The organism is Carboxydothermus islandicus (assembly GCF_001950325.1).
Taxonomy (GTDB): domain Bacteria; phylum Bacillota; class Z-2901; order Carboxydothermales; family Carboxydothermaceae; genus Carboxydothermus; species Carboxydothermus islandicus.
Window position 1 is genome coordinate 1 of sequence record NZ_BDJL01000054.1, and the last position, 14272, is coordinate 14272.

General features: G+C 46.5%; 13 protein-coding genes. All 13 read left to right on the forward strand.

Annotated elements, in window-relative coordinates; translation table 11 throughout:
• Nucleotides 1-222 precede the first annotated feature (222 nt).
• Nucleotides 223-2847, forward strand: a complete 2625-nt coding sequence (secA, locus tag ciss_RS08080) for a preprotein translocase subunit SecA (RefSeq protein ID WP_075865763.1) — start codon at nt 223-225, stop codon at nt 2845-2847.
• A 15-nt stretch (nt 2848-2862) separates the two neighbouring features.
• A protein-coding gene (gene prfB, locus ciss_RS08085) for a peptide chain release factor 2 (RefSeq protein WP_235837277.1) occupies nt 2863-3979 on the forward strand; the annotation gives its coding sequence in 2 pieces (ribosomal slippage) (nt 2863-2931 and nt 2933-3979; 1116 coding nt in all).
• Entirely contained in the window at nt 3976-4839 is an 864-nt protein-coding gene (locus ciss_RS08090; protein ID WP_075865764.1) for a YitT family protein, read from the forward strand. The genes prfB and ciss_RS08090 overlap by 4 nt, the downstream gene beginning before the upstream one ends.
• Nucleotides 4839-5681: a transketolase gene (locus tag ciss_RS08095; protein ID WP_075865765.1), complete on the forward strand. Its 843-nt coding sequence runs from the start codon at nt 4839-4841 to the stop codon at nt 5679-5681. Before ciss_RS08090 ends, ciss_RS08095 begins: the two co-directional genes overlap by 1 nt.
• A complete protein-coding gene (locus tag ciss_RS08100; protein WP_075865766.1) occupies nt 5669-6607 on the forward strand; it encodes a transketolase family protein in 939 nt (312 codons plus the stop codon). Before ciss_RS08095 ends, ciss_RS08100 begins: the two co-directional genes overlap by 13 nt.
• Before the next feature lie 124 nt (nt 6608-6731).
• On the forward strand, nt 6732-7412 hold the full coding sequence (gene ftsE, locus ciss_RS08105) for a cell division ATP-binding protein FtsE (RefSeq protein ID WP_075865767.1): 681 nt from the start codon (nt 6732-6734) through the stop codon (nt 7410-7412).
• Complete coding sequence (gene ftsX / locus ciss_RS08110; RefSeq protein ID WP_075865768.1) at nt 7409-8296, forward strand: permease-like cell division protein FtsX; 888 nt, start codon at nt 7409-7411, stop codon at nt 8294-8296. The genes ftsE and ftsX overlap by 4 nt, the downstream gene beginning before the upstream one ends.
• 10 nt (nt 8297-8306) lie before the next feature.
• Nucleotides 8307-9419 (forward strand): murein hydrolase activator EnvC family protein, encoded by a 1113-nt coding sequence (locus tag ciss_RS08115; protein ID WP_075865769.1) that lies wholly within the window; start codon nt 8307-8309, stop codon nt 9417-9419.
• Between the two features lie 116 nt (nt 9420-9535).
• Entirely contained in the window at nt 9536-10687 is a 1152-nt protein-coding gene (locus tag ciss_RS08120; protein ID WP_075865770.1) for a S41 family peptidase, read from the forward strand.
• On the forward strand, nt 10684-11904 hold the full coding sequence (locus ciss_RS08125) for a PDZ domain-containing protein (protein ID WP_075865771.1): 1221 nt from the start codon (nt 10684-10686) through the stop codon (nt 11902-11904). The genes ciss_RS08120 and ciss_RS08125 overlap by 4 nt, the downstream gene beginning before the upstream one ends.
• A gap of 79 nt (nt 11905-11983) precedes the next feature.
• On the forward strand, nt 11984-12595 hold the full coding sequence (locus ciss_RS08130; RefSeq protein ID WP_075865772.1) for a GNAT family N-acetyltransferase: 612 nt from the start codon (nt 11984-11986) through the stop codon (nt 12593-12595).
• A gap of 73 nt (nt 12596-12668) precedes the next feature.
• Nucleotides 12669-13301 (forward strand): acetoin utilization AcuB family protein, encoded by a 633-nt coding sequence (locus ciss_RS08135; RefSeq protein WP_075865773.1) that lies wholly within the window; start codon nt 12669-12671, stop codon nt 13299-13301.
• Between the two features lie 4 nt (nt 13302-13305).
• Nucleotides 13306-14272, forward strand: a 967-nt coding sequence (locus tag ciss_RS08140; protein ID WP_075865774.1) for an acetoin utilization protein AcuC, incomplete at its 3' end; no start/stop codon positions are given.

Genomic DNA, 14272 nt, shown 5'->3' on the forward strand with positions numbered 1-14272 from the left:
ATTTAGGGAGAAAATTATACTCATTAAAAGATTATTCAATATAAAACGGTAAAATTACTCTATTGAGAGTGCCTGGTTAATGACTTAAAAGCAAAAAAAGCTTACAAAGCAAAAAGCATGGTAAAGAAAAGATTTGCGGTAGATAGTTGAAAGTGGTAAAATGAAAAGAAGAGTTATCAGGGAACCGTAACGGTTCCTTTATTTGTGCAAAGAGGTGAAATTATGCTGAAGTTTTTAAAGAATTTACTGGACGACAATGCCCGGGAAATAAAAAGGCTTCAGGCCCGGGTGGAAGAGATAAATAGTTTAGAGCCCCAAATGCAAAAGCTTTCCGACGAAGAATTAAGGGCTAAAACCGGGGAGTTTAAAGAACGTTTAGCCCGCGGGGAAAGTTTGGACGAACTTTTACCGGAAGCTTTTGCGGTGGTCAGGGAAGCTTCCCGCCGGGTTCTGGGGATGCGCCATTTTGATGTGCAATTGATGGGAGGCATTGTACTTCACGAAGGTAAGATTGCCGAGATGAAAACCGGGGAAGGTAAAACTTTGGTCGCTACCCTGCCGGCATATCTCAATGCCCTGACCGGCCGCGGGGTGCATATCGTAACGGTAAACGATTACCTGGCCCGGCGTGATGCGGAATGGATGGGAAAAATTTATAAGTTTTTAGGTCTTTCGGTGGGCTTAATAGTCCATGGTTTGGATTATGCCGAAAGAAAAGCAGCTTATCTGGCGGATATTACTTACGGTACCAACAACGAGTTTGGATTTGATTACCTCAGGGATAACATGGCTATCCATCCGGACCAGGTGGTGCAGCGGGAGCTTTATTACGCCATTATTGACGAAGTGGACAGCATTTTAATCGATGAGGCCAGAACCCCGCTGATTATTTCCGGGGAAGCGGAAAAGTCCACCGACCTGTACTATACCTTTGCCAAAATTGTAAAGCAATTAGTGCCCGGGGAAGATTATACCGTGGACGAGAAAGCGCATGCGGTTATGCCTACCGAAGCGGGGATTCATAAAGTTGAAAAAATGCTTGGTATTCAAAACCTGTATGCCGATGAACACATGGAGTTAACCCACCATTTAAATGCGGCTTTAAAAGCGCAAGCTTTAATGAAGCGGGACCGGGATTATGTGGTCAAAGACGGTCAGGTAATTATCGTGGACGAATTTACCGGACGTCTTATGTTCGGCCGCCGGTATTCCGATGGATTGCACCAGGCAATAGAAGCCAAGGAAGGGGTTAAGATTGAGCAGGAGACCCAGACTTTGGCAACCATTACTTTCCAGAATTATTTTAGGATGTACGAAAAATTAGCCGGGATGACCGGTACGGCGGAAACGGAAGAAAACGAATTTCGCAAGATTTATAACCTTTCGGTAGTGGTAATTCCAACCCATAAGCCGATGATACGGCAGGATTTGCCGGATGTGATTTATAAAACCGAAAAGGCCAAGTTTAAGGCAATTGTGGAGGAAGTGGCGCGGCGACACCAGACCGGCCAGCCGATCTTAATTGGTACCATTTCCATTGAAAAATCCGAAATGTTAAGCGAAATGCTGAAAAAACGGGGAATTCCCCATCAAGTCTTAAACGCTAAATACCACGAAAAAGAAGCGGAAATTGTAGCCCAGGCGGGAAGGCTCGGAGCCGTGACCATTGCTACCAACATGGCCGGTCGGGGTACCGATATTTTACTGGGAGGTAACCCGGAATTTTTGGTACTTCAGGAGTTAAGAAAATTGGGAAAAACTCCGGAAGAGGACCCGGAACTGTACCGTGAACTTTTGGCCAAATACAAAAAAATAACCGATGAAGAGCACAAAAAAGTGGTGGCTCTTGGTGGTCTTCACATCATCGGTACCGAACGGCACGAGTCCCGCCGGATTGATAACCAGCTCCGGGGACGGGCCGGGCGGCAGGGTGACCCGGGTTCATCGCAATTTTTCATCTCTCTTGAAGATGACCTGATGCGCCTTTTTGGCTCCGATAACATTGCCGGGCTTATGGACCGCCTGGGTTTGGATGAAGATACCCCGATTGAACATCCGCTTATTACCAGGTCCATTGAAACGGCGCAAAAACGGGTGGAAAACCGGAACTTTGAAATTAGAAAGCACGTGTTAGAATACGATAACGTTATGAACCAGCAGCGGGAGCTTATTTACAGCCAGCGCCGGCGGGTTCTTTTTGGGGAAGATGTCCTGACCTTTGTCCACCAGATGATAGAAGCGGTGGTGGAGCGGGCGGTGGATACTTACTGTCCCGATGGGGTCCACCCGGAAGAATGGGATTTAAAGGGATTATTGGAGTACGCTCATAATGTCTTTTTGCCCAACCACCGGTTAACTCCCGAAGAATTGGCCGATACCGGCAAGAAAGCCTTGGTGGAGTTTTTGGTGGAAAAAGCCAAAGAATACTACAAAAAGCGGGAAGAAGAGCTTGGCGGTGACCAGCTTAGGGAGCTTGAACGGTACGTTATCCTGCGGGTAGTGGATGAGAAGTGGATGGACCACCTGGATGCCATGGACCAGTTGCGGGAAGGTATCGGGCTTAGAGCTTACGGGCAAAAGGACCCGCTGGTGGAGTACAAAATAGAAAGTGTTGAGATGTTCAACAACATGATTGCTGCCATTCAGGAAGATGTGGTGCGTTATTTAATGCGGCTTTCCGTGGCCCGACAGCCGGAAACCCGGCGTGTCCGGCGGGTGGTGGAAAACCGCTATCAGGAAGAAGGGCCGAAAAAACCCTACCGCCGGGAGCAAAAAATTGGCCGCAATGATCCCTGTCCCTGCGGTAGCGGGAAGAAATACAAGAAGTGCTGTGGTAGAAACGGGTAAAGGAAGTGGTTAGCTGTGTTAATTGAGCTGAAAAGAAGTCTGGCGGAGATTTCCCCCAAGATTGAGGAAATGAGGGTTTCTCTTTGACATTCCCGGGAAAAAGGAACTGGTGGAAAAACTTACGGCCAAAACTTACGAGCCTGACTTCTGGGATAATTATACAGAAGCCCAGAAAACTCTAAAAGAATTAAACCGCCTCAAAGATGACATTGAAAAGTATGAAGAACTTTTAAAAGCGCAGGAAGAGCTTACCGTTTTATTGCAACTTTTGGAAGAGGAAGAAAATGAGGAGTTAGCCGTTGAGGCTCAGGACAAAGCGAAAAAGTTAATGGAAAAACTTCACCGGATGGAAGTGGAGCTTTTGCTGTCCGGCCCTTATGATAAAAATTCGGCAATAGTTTCCCTCCATGCGGGCGCGGGAGGTACGGAGGCCCAGGACTGGGTGGAGATGCTTTACCGGATGTATACCCGCTGGGCCGAAGATAAAGGGTATAAAGTGGAACTAATCGACCGGCTTTTAGGGGAAGAGGCGGGTTTAAAAAGCGTTACTTTTAGCGTGGAAGGCTTTGGCGCCTACGGTTATTTGAAAGCCGAGCGGGGAGTGCACCGCTTAATTCGGATTTCTCCCTTTGATTTTTCCGGCCGGCGACATACTTCCTTTGCTTCGGTGGATGTCCTGCCGGAGGTAGCGGAAGATATTCCGGAAATTGAATTGAAGGAAGAAGAGTTAAAAATAGAAACCTTCCGCTCGGGAGGAGCCGGGGGACAGCATGTCAACAAAACCGAATCGGCGGTGCGGATTACCCACCTGCCTACGGGCATAACGGTGGTTTGCCAGAACGAGCGCTCCCAGTTAATGAACCGGGCGCTGGCGGAAAAACTATTAAAGGCCAAGCTTTTGGATCTGGAAATGAAGAAAAAGGAAGAAGAACTGGCCAAACTCCGGGGGGAGCAGAAGGAAATTGCCTGGGGCAGCCAGATAAGAACTTACGTTTTTCATCCCTATAGCCTGGTTAAAGACCACCGCACCGGCGTTGAAGTAGGAGATGTCCAGGGGGTTATGGATGGCGAAATTGACATTTTTATCGAAGCTTATCTTAAAATGCTGGTAACACAGGGAGGAAACCAATGAAGATTAGCGGAACAGTTAGGGCTGTAATCGATTATTTCTGGATTTTTGTGGGCTCAGCACTGATTGCTTTAGCCTTGGACTGGTTTTTAATTCCCAATAAAATTGCTGCCGGAGGCGTAAGCGGAATTGCTACCATTATACACTACCTTTTTGGGCTGCCGGTAGGGGCGGTGATGATTGCTTTAAACGTTCCCCTTTTTTTAATGGGTTTTAAAGAGTTAGGGTTAAAATTTGGGGTTCGCTCCCTTTACGGTATGCTGGTGCTGTCCCTGCTGGTGGACTTTTTGGCTCCGTATTTAAAAGCTTTAACCAAAGATCCTTTTTTGGCTTCCCTTTACGGTGGTGTTTTATCGGGAATAGGGCTGGGCATTGTCTTTAAATTTAAAGGAAGTACCGGCGGTACCGATTTAGCGGCGGCGATTTTACGCCGGTTTACCAAAACTAACGTCGGCATGGCCCTGTTGTTTATTGACGGCCTGGTGGTTTTTGTTTCGGGGATTGTTTTTAATCCGGAACAGGCTTTATATGCTTTAATTACCATTGTGGTGACAAGCTTGTTAATTGACCTGGTCCAGGAAGGAATGGGCTATGCCCGGGCGTTTTTTATCATTAGCGACAAAAACGATTTAATTTCCGAAAAAATTATTACCGAGCTTGACCGGGGCGGTACCTGCTTAAAAGGCGAGGGAATTTATTCCCGCAAGGAAAAAAATGTTTTGCTGGCAGTGGTTAACCGTTCGGAAGTTTCCCGTTTAAAGGAAATAGTTTACCAGATTGACCCCAAAGCTTTTGTGATAGTCACTAACGTTCACGAGGTTCTGGGAGAAGGCTTCAAACCAATGATTAAGGAGGGAAATTAGTGCAGGAAGAAATTTTAAATTTAAAGTTAATAGCCAATCAACTCCGCCAGCACGTAATAAAGATGGTGGGAGAGGCCAATTCGGGCCATCCCGGAGGTTCCCTTTCGGCGGCGGATATTTTAGCGGTGCTGTTTTTTAAAGAAATGCGCATCGATCCGGCCAATCCTAAATGGCAGGACCGGGACCGCTTTGTTTTGAGCAAGGGACATGCTTCCCCGGTTTTATACGCTGCTCTGGCGGAACGGGGCTTTTTCCCTAAAGAATGGCTGTCCCAATTTCGTAAAATTAATTCCCCCCTGCAGGGGCATCCGGATATGAAAAAAGTTCCCGGGGTGGAAATGTCCACCGGTTCTCTTGGCCAGGGGTTTTCTACTGCGGTGGGGATGGCTTTAGGGTTAAAGCTCGACCGCAGCCCGGCCCGGGTTTACGTGTTGCTGGGTGATGGGGAAATTCAGGAAGGGATAGTCTGGGAGGCGGCCATGGCGGCGGCCCATTATAAATTAAATAATCTTACGGCAATTTTAGATTACAACGGTCTGCAGATAGACGGGCCGGTGCAGGAAGTGATGAACCCCGAGCCGGTGGCGGATAAATGGCGAAGCTTTGGCTTTAAGGTTATTACCATTGACGGCCATAACATTCCGGAAATAATCAATGCCATCGATGCTGCCCGCCAGCATTTAGAAGGGCCAACCATCATTATCGCCAAGACCATTAAAGGTAAAGGAGTTTCCTTTATGGAAAACCGGGTTGAGTGGCACGGATCTGCCCCCAAACCGGAGCAGGTAGCAGAGGCTCTTTCTGAACTTCAAGCGAGGAGGGAAAAGCTGTGGGAGGAATAGCCACAAGGGAAGCATACGGAAAGGCCCTGGTTGAATTGGGACAGGAAAACCCGAAAATCGTTGTTTTAGATGCGGACCTATCCAAATCCACTAAAACTTCCGATTTTGCCAAAGCTTTTCCCGAGAGATTTTTTAATATCGGCATTGCGGAGCAAAATTTAATGGGGGTTGCTGCCGGTTTGGCTGCGGTGGGGAAAATACCCTTTGCCAGTACCTTTGCGGTGTTTGCGGCGGGCAGAGCGTTTGAGATAATTCGAAACAGTATCTGTTACCCGAAGCTCAATGTAAAAATTGCCGCTACCCACGCGGGTTTAACGGTGGGAGAAGACGGGGCTTCCCACCAGGCAATAGAAGATCTGGCTTTGATGCGGGTTTTACCCAATATGCAGGTATTCGTGCCCGCCGATGCCGCCCAGACCCGGGCTATTGTAAGAAAAGCGGCGGAAATAGAAGGACCGGTTTACATCCGCCTTGGCCGCTCCGGGGTGCCGGAGGTGTTTTCGCCAGATATCCGGTTTGAGCCGGGCCGGGGGACGGTGCTTAAAGAAGGTAAAGACGTAACTATAGTTGCCCTCGGGATTATGACGGCCAAAGCGTTAGAGGCAGCTAAGATGTTAGAGGCAGAGGGCATCGCAGCAAGGGTTTTGGACATGGCCAGCCTTAAGCCCATAGACCGGGAGCTTTTGGTGGAAAGCGCCCGGTTAACGGGAGCGGTGGTAACGGCGGAGGAACATTCGGTTATTGGCGGACTTGGCAGTGCGGTGGCGGAGGTTTTAAGCGAAGAGTATCCGGTACCGGTGGTAAAAGTAGGAGTTAAGGATGTGTTTGGAGAGTCGGGAACTCCGTCAGCGCTTCTGGAAAAATACGGCTTAACCGCCAGGGATATTGTAGCGGCGGTGCAAAAAGCATTAACCTTAAAAAGATAACTCCAGGGACGGTTCTGAGAACATCCATTTTACGCTCACGAACCGTCCTTTAATTTTTTTGCGTAAAAACAAGGAAAAAGTCATAACTTTGTCGAATAAAAAAAGGATGAAAGCGGGGGATAAGATGCTGCAGCTTTTTAATGTAACAAAAATCTATCCCGGAAGCATTAAGGCGTTAAGCGATGTTAGTTTTAAAGTAAACAAAGGTGAATTTGTTTTTTTAGTAGGAAACAGTGGTGCCGGTAAATCCACCTTGTTAAAACTTATCACCCGGGAAGAGCTTCCAACCCACGGACAAATTTTAGTCAACGGGAAAAACATCGTGCGTTTAAGGGGCCGGGAAATACCCTTATACCGGCGGAGAATTGGTATGGTTTTCCAGGATTTTCGCTTACTTCCCAATAAAACCGCTTTTGAGAACGTAGCGTTTGCCTTAGAAATTTGCGGACTTTCGGGAAAGCAAATTAAAGAGCGTTCGCTGTATGCCCTGGAACGAGTGGGGATGGCCAAAAAAGCGGACCGCTTTCCGGCGGAGCTTTCCGGAGGGGAAGCCCAGCGGGTGGCGATTGCCCGGGCCATTGTAAATAACCCTATCCTGCTTTTAGCCGATGAGCCCACGGGCAATTTAGATCCGGAAAATTCCTTAGCCATTATCAACCTTTTAAAAGAGATAAATTATTCCGGAACTACGGTAATTGTGGCAACCCATGATGCTTTAATCGTTGACGCCTTGAGGCAACGGGTTATTGCCTTAAAAGATGGAAAAATAGTACGGGACGAAGAAAGCGGGGCTTATGCTGGATGAGTTTAAATACAGTGTCGTACTACTTTAAAGAAGCTTTTAAATCGATTTTTCGCAACAGTTTTTTAAGCCTTGCTTCGGTGGTGGTAGTGTTTATTACCATTTTTATTTTAGGGGTAGCGGTTTTGTTAATCATTAACGCCAGCTACCTGGCCGATACTCTCCAGAATCAGTTGGAAATTTACGCTTATTTAAAAACAGGTGATGTTTCGATAGATACCAGGGCTTTAGAAGATAAGATAAAAGCCCTTGAGGGAGTTGCCTCGGTAAAGTTTATTCCCAAAGAAGAGGGGTTAAGAAAAATAAAAGAAAAATTGGGCGATAGGGCCGATATTTTGGCAGGGATTGAGGAGCGAAATCCCCTGCCGGATGCGTATTTAATTAAAACCAAACGGCCCGAGGATGTGCCGATGGTGGGGAAAAAACTTGCCACCTTTCCCGAGTTTGAGACAGTAAAATACGGTCAGGGGGTTGTGGAAAAGCTTTTACAGGTAACCACGATGTTAAAAATTTTTGGGGTGGGAATTATTTCCCTTTTCGGGTTTGGGGCAGTTTTGTTAATCATGACCACCATTCGCCTGGCTATTTTTTCCCGGCGCAAGGAAATAGAAATTGCCCGTATCCTGGGGGCTACCAACTGGTTTGTGCGGATGCCGTTTATCATTGAAGGTACTTTTTTAGGACTTACCGGAAGTTTATTGGCTGCGGTTTTGGTGGCTGTAGGTTATTATTCGTTGTTATTAAAAGTAAGTAAGGCGTTACCTTTTTTGGTACTGTTTCGGGACCAGCAGTGGTTAACCTTAACCTTTGCAGCTCTTGTGGGTACTGGCGGCATCCTTGGCGTTTTAGGAAGCATTCTTTCCCTCAATAAATACCTCAAATTTTAGGAGGGATCGGATGAAAAAAGTATTGGCAATATTTTTAACCCTTCTATTATTATCTACAACTTCCCTGACTTACGCTGAAAGCCTAACTACCAAGTTAAAAAAGACCCGGCAAAAAATTGCCGAGACAAAAAAGAAAATTGAAGAACGAAAACTTGATATTAAAAATTATGCCGATGAAATTGCACGGTTGGATGCAGAAGTGGAAAAGCACGAACAGCAGCTTTTGGCTGTTTCCCGGGATTTAAATGATATAAAACGAAAGATTACGGCCACCGAGGAAGAACTGGCGAAAACCGAAGAATTGTTAAAAACCAATAACGAACTATTTGAAAAACGGTTAAAAGATTTTTACCAGAACGGAACGATTACCTACCTGGAAATCCTGTTTCAAGCGGAAAATTTTTTTGACTTTTTAAACCGCCTGGAATTTATGAGCCGGATAATTGAGCAGGATATCCAACTCTTAAACGATATTGCCAATCAAAAGAAGCTATTAGAAGAGTTAAGAGAACAGCTATTACAGCAAAAAAATGAGCTTTCCCTGTTAAAACAAAAGGAAGAAGAAGCCCAGAAAAGTTTATTAGCTGCCCAGGAGGAAAAGGCGCAGTTAATCGAGCTTGCTAAAAATGACCTAGCCCGTTATCAGCAGGAAGTGGAAAGGCTGGAAGAAGAAGAACAAAAGTTAATCCAGGAAATCGTCCGGCAGCGGCAGAAGTCCCGGCCTTCCATGGGTAGCGGTATCTTTAAGTGGCCGGTGGATGGGTATTACAATATTTCCTCGGGCTTTGGGATGCGGCTTCACCCCATCTTAAAAGTTAACCGGATGCACCAGGGGATTGACATTCCCGCACCTACGGGTACCGATGTTTTAGCGGCCCAGGCGGGGGAAGTGATTTATGCCGGGACCATGAAGGGTTACGGAAAGGTTATAATTATTGACCATGGTGGCGGTGTTTCCACGCTGTATGCCCATCTTTCCGCGATCAGGGTTTCCGTTGGCCAGCGGGTGGAAAAAGGCGAACATATAGGTGATGTGGGCAGTACCGGTTTATCTTCCGGCCCGCACCTTCACTTCGGAGTTCTTTTGAACGGCGAATATGTAAATCCAATGCAGTACCTGTAAAAGGCACGGATTAACCCGTGTCTTTTCTTTGTATATAGCATACTTTGGAGAAAAGTGATAGTATAATATTATTAATGCATTTACAAACTATAGCGGTGGTTGCGAGGTGCATGTAGTTGTCCAGGAAAAAAATTATTGCTTTAGTAGTGGTTGTCGTCTTACTCTGGGGAATATTTTCGTTAGCCGGTTTATTCTGGAAAAAGAGCGGGGATAAGATAGAGACCTTACTTACGGTAATTGCTTTAATTAAGAGCCAGTATTATCAGCCGGTTTCTACCGAAAAACTGATAAACGGAGCAATAAAAGGTATGGTGGAAGGCCTGGACGACCCGTATTCTACTTATCTTGACCCCGAACAATTTAAACACTTAAACGAGCAAATTACCGGAACTTTTGGCGGTGTAGGGTTGATTGTGACGATGGAAGAAAATCATATTGTGGTGGTAAAGCCCATTCCCGATACACCTGCCGCCAGAGCCGGTATCAAGGCGGGGGATATCATTGTAAAAATTTCCGGCAGGGATACCAAAGGGATGGACCTGGACACGGCGGTTAGTTTGATGCGAGGCCCGGTGGGAACCCGGGTGGAAGTAGGAATATTGCGACCCGGTGAAAAAGAGACCCGGGTGTTTACCTTGGTTCGAGAAAATATCACGATACCCACGGTTGAAAGCAAAATGATTGATGATAAAATTGGCTACATAGTCTTATCCCAGTTTACCGAAAACTCACCCCAGGCGGTGCGAAAAGCAATCGGAGATTTAAAGAAAAAAGGGATGAAAGGCTTAATTTTTGATTTACGGGATAATCCCGGCGGTGAGCTTTCGGCGGCGGTTGAAATTGCTGATATTTTTGTTCCCCGGGGAAAAACTATAGTTTATGTTGATTACCGGAATCAGCCGGACGAAGAGGAAAAAGCGAAGGTGCCGGAGTTAGGAATCCCGGTGGTGGTTTTAGTAAACGGGGGCAGCGCCAGTGCTTCGGAAATTGTGGCCGGTGCTCTGAAAGATTGGGGAGTAGCGGTTTTGGTTGGGGAAAAAACTTTCGGGAAGGGTGTGGTGCAGTCAATCTTCAGGTTACCGGGAAATGCCGGTTTAAAGCTAACCGTAGCCCGTTACTTAACCCCCAAACGGCATGATATCAACAAAAAAGGCATCATGCCGGATATAGTGGTAAAACAGCCGGCGGGAAGCAAGGAAGACCGGCAGCTCTTAAAAGCCAAAGAAATACTGACAGAAAAGATTAAATTAAGCGAGGGGCTTTCATGATTTGGTTGCAATTAGCTGGTAATACCCTTTATACCGTGTTTTTAGCTTTAATGGAAAATCCGGTATTCTGGCTGGTGGTCTTAATTATTGCTTTGCAGTATTCCCGCATCTCGGGAAAGTTTATCTTATCCTGGGGAGTAATATACGACACTGCCAAAGCAACGGCCCATGGTATAATTGGCGGAATGGCTGGAAGTTTGGTTTTGGTGTTTCTCGGGATTGCTTTAAATGAGGCAGGGCTTAGCTATCTCTGGCCTCTGGCTATTTTGTTTATGCTGGTAAATCCCCGCTTTTTGTGTTTTTCCTATGCCGGTGGAGTTGTTTCCTTGGCTTACTTAATTTTTGGTTTTCCCAAGGTGAATGTAGCGCAAATTGCAGCTTTAGTGGGAGTACTGCATTTGGTGGAAAGCGTCTTAATTTTAATAGGAGGGCATTTGGGGGCAAAGCCGGAGTATTTTAAAACAAAGACAGGACAAATTGTCGGGGGCTTTGTTTTGCAGCGGTTTTGGCCAATACCCCTGGCGGCGTTAGTGGTGGTAAACCAGATCCCGGGGATATCGGGAGGAATTCAAATGCCGGACTGGTGGCCGCTGATAAAAAGCAGCGAAGCTGCACCGAATCTCATGTATTCCTTGATTCCCGTGGTGGCGGGATTGGGCTACGGAGATATGGTGCTTACCCGCTACCCCGAAGAAAAAAGTAGACTATCTTCCCTGTATCTTGGGATATACAGTGTAAGTTTAATTATTTTAGCGGTGCTGGCTATGAAATTTAGCTTTTTAACCTGGCTTGCGGCAGTTTTTATGCCGTTAGGGCATGAAGCGGTAATTTACCTGGGAAGAAAACTTGAAGAAGGTAAACCTATTTTTGTAAATCCCGAAAACGGGATAGGGGTTATGGTTTTAGGGGTCAGATCCGGGTCGATAGCCGATGCAGCGGGACTCAGAACGGGAGATGTGATCTTAACGGTAAATGGAATTTATATTCACTCGCCGGAAGAACTTTTCCGGGAAATTACCTATGCCTACGGGGTGGTGCCTCTGGAAGTATCCCGCAGGGGCAGCCACCGCATTGAAACTTTATATTTAAAAAAGTCATTTTTCCCGGTGGATGTGGGAATCATGACCGCTCCTTCGCCTTATGATCCTTATATCGATTTAACTCAAAAAAGCACGGGGATTTTCACCAAAATATGGAATAGATTCAAAGGTAGTTAAAAAGTTATATATTTTGTAGATAATAACCTTGCTCTTTGATATAATAAGTTTAAACAAAAGTTGGGAGCGTGGGATCTTCATGACGGAATTTAATACCCCCTTAGGTACGGTAATTATTGAAAAACACGAACGGGGTGATACGTTAGTCAATCTTGACATAGACCCGGGCTTATCCAATTTCCGTCCCTACCGGCGGCAAAAAGAAGCATTAATCGATATTGCCAACCAGCCCCAGGGATGGGTGGTGATTGCCAGGCTTGGTAATAAAATTGTCGGGTACGTTACCTTTCATCCCCCCGATGAATTTACCCGGTGGGGTAAAGCCCGTCTGCCCTTCTTACTGGAAATGGGAGCCATAGAGATAACACCGGAACTAAGGGGAACGGGACTGGCACGTAAGCTTTTAACCGAAGCCTTTTCCGATCCGGTTTTGGAAAAATATATCGTGATGTCTACCGAATATTACTGGCACTGGGATTTAAAAAATAAAGGGATGGATGTTTGGACTTACCAGAAAATGCTGGAAAACTTATTCTCCAGTGCCGCAGGGATGGAGAGGGTTTATACCGATGACCCGGAAATTACTTCCCATCCTGCTAACATGCTGATGGTGCGGTTTGGCAAGGAGCTGACACCGGAGCAAATAGAGCGGTTCGAGATGTTGAGGTATGAGGGTAAAAAGATGTTTTAGGGAAAGGGGTTGCTTTCCCTAAAAATTTTTAGAAAAATTTACAGAAAATTTATAACATTAAGGGGTGGCGGGAATGTTAGTTAAAGACATTATGACCCGGGAGCTGATTACAGTAAAAAGTACCGATACCATTCGGGAGGCCATGGCTAAAGGCCATGAGAAACGCATCCGGCATCTGCCGGTGGTGGATGATGGAAGGTTAGTAGGGATAGTTTCCGACCGGGACTTAAGATACGCCTGCCCTTCGCCCTTTACCGGGGAAAGTAATGGGGCTTGCTGGCAAATTAAAGTAGGGGATATAATGCAAAAAAGGGTGATAACCGCTCATCCCTTGGATCCGGTTGAGGACGCAGCCAAGCTGATGCTGGAAAATCGCGTAGGATGCCTTCCGGTACTTTTAGATGATGAGTTAGTAGGAATAATAACCCAGGGCGATATTGTCATGGCTTTTGCCGAGTTAATGGGGGTTTACAAGAGGAGCTCGCGAATTGAAGTCCAGGTTCCGGACCGGCCGGGAATGTTGGCGGAGGTTTCCCAGATTATGAAGGAATTAAATATTAATGTGGTGAGCGTGTTTTTAGCCCCCAAAACCGAAAATGGTCTTAAAAACCTTGTGATGCGGGTTGAAACGATGAACACCAAACCGATCATTGATCGCATTCGAGCTAAAGGATTTAAAGTGATTAACCCCTTTGGCGAGGTATAAGTAAATGAGCGGGAAGGCGTATTTAATATACAGCGACGATTATTTAAGTTACCGTTTAGCGGAAGACCACCCCTTGAATCCCCAGCGGTATGCTTTAACGGTGGAATTGATGAAAATAGCTGAAGTTCTAAAGGACGATGAAATCATCCCACCCCGTCCGGCTACGTTAAAAGAACTGTATTTAGTACACGATCCGGCTTATGTGGAAGCGGTAATGAAATTAAGTAAAAATCCGGAAAACGTAAACGGCAGCCGCTTTGGCCTGGGTTCGGAAGACAATCCGGTTTTTTTCGGGATGCACGAAGCAGCGGCGCTGGTGGTGGGAGGTTCAGCCAAAGGAGCGGAAATGATTTACGAAGGAGAGGCAGACCACGTTTTTAATATTGCGGGGGGGCTACACCATGCCCTTCGGGATACTGCTTCGGGCTTTTGTATTTATAATGACCTAGCGGTAGCCATAGCCAAGTTCAGGGAAAAAGGATTCAAAGTGGCGTATGTAGACCTGGATGCCCACCATGGAGATGGGGTCCAGTGGCTTTTTTACAGTGACCCTGGGGTTTTAACCATATCCATCCATGAAACGGGAAGATATCTCTTCCCCGGTACCGGTTCGATTACGGAACTGGGGGAGGGGGCAGCATACGGTACGAAAATTAATATTCCTTTAGAGCCCTATACCGAAGATGATTCGTGGCTCTGGGCTTTGGAGGAAATTGTTCCGGAGCTTATCAGGAAGTTTGACCCGGACATCCTGGTTACCCAGCACGGGTGTGATTCCCACCGCTTTGACCCTTTAACCCATTTAGCTAATACTACTCTGGCTTTTCAGGAATCGGCAAAGCTCTTACATGACTTAGCCCATGAAGTTTGCGGGGGACGCTGGCTGGCCGGCGGGGGCGGGGGATACGACTACTGGCGGGTGGTACCCCGGGCCTGGACGATAGTTTGGGCGGAGATGACCGGACGCTCCC

What these genes read in the sequence shown, in the direction of transcription:
- secA (WP_075865763.1), top strand. Translation starts at nt 223, where the DNA reads ATGCTGAAGTTTTTAAAGAATTTACTGGACGACAATGCCCGGGAAATA.
- ciss_RS08090 (WP_075865764.1), top strand. Translation starts at nt 3,976, where the DNA reads ATGAAGATTAGCGGAACAGTTAGGGCTGTAATCGATTATTTCTGGATT.
- ftsE (WP_075865767.1), top strand. Translation starts at nt 6,732, where the DNA reads ATGCTGCAGCTTTTTAATGTAACAAAAATCTATCCCGGAAGCATTAAG.
- ftsX (WP_075865768.1), top strand. Translation starts at nt 7,409, where the DNA reads ATGAGTTTAAATACAGTGTCGTACTACTTTAAAGAAGCTTTTAAATCG.
- ciss_RS08115 (WP_075865769.1), top strand. Translation starts at nt 8,307, where the DNA reads ATGAAAAAAGTATTGGCAATATTTTTAACCCTTCTATTATTATCTACA.
- ciss_RS08125 (WP_075865771.1), top strand. Translation starts at nt 10,684, where the DNA reads ATGATTTGGTTGCAATTAGCTGGTAATACCCTTTATACCGTGTTTTTA.
- ciss_RS08130 (WP_075865772.1), top strand. Translation starts at nt 11,984, where the DNA reads ATGACGGAATTTAATACCCCCTTAGGTACGGTAATTATTGAAAAACAC.
- ciss_RS08135 (WP_075865773.1), top strand. Translation starts at nt 12,669, where the DNA reads ATGTTAGTTAAAGACATTATGACCCGGGAGCTGATTACAGTAAAAAGT.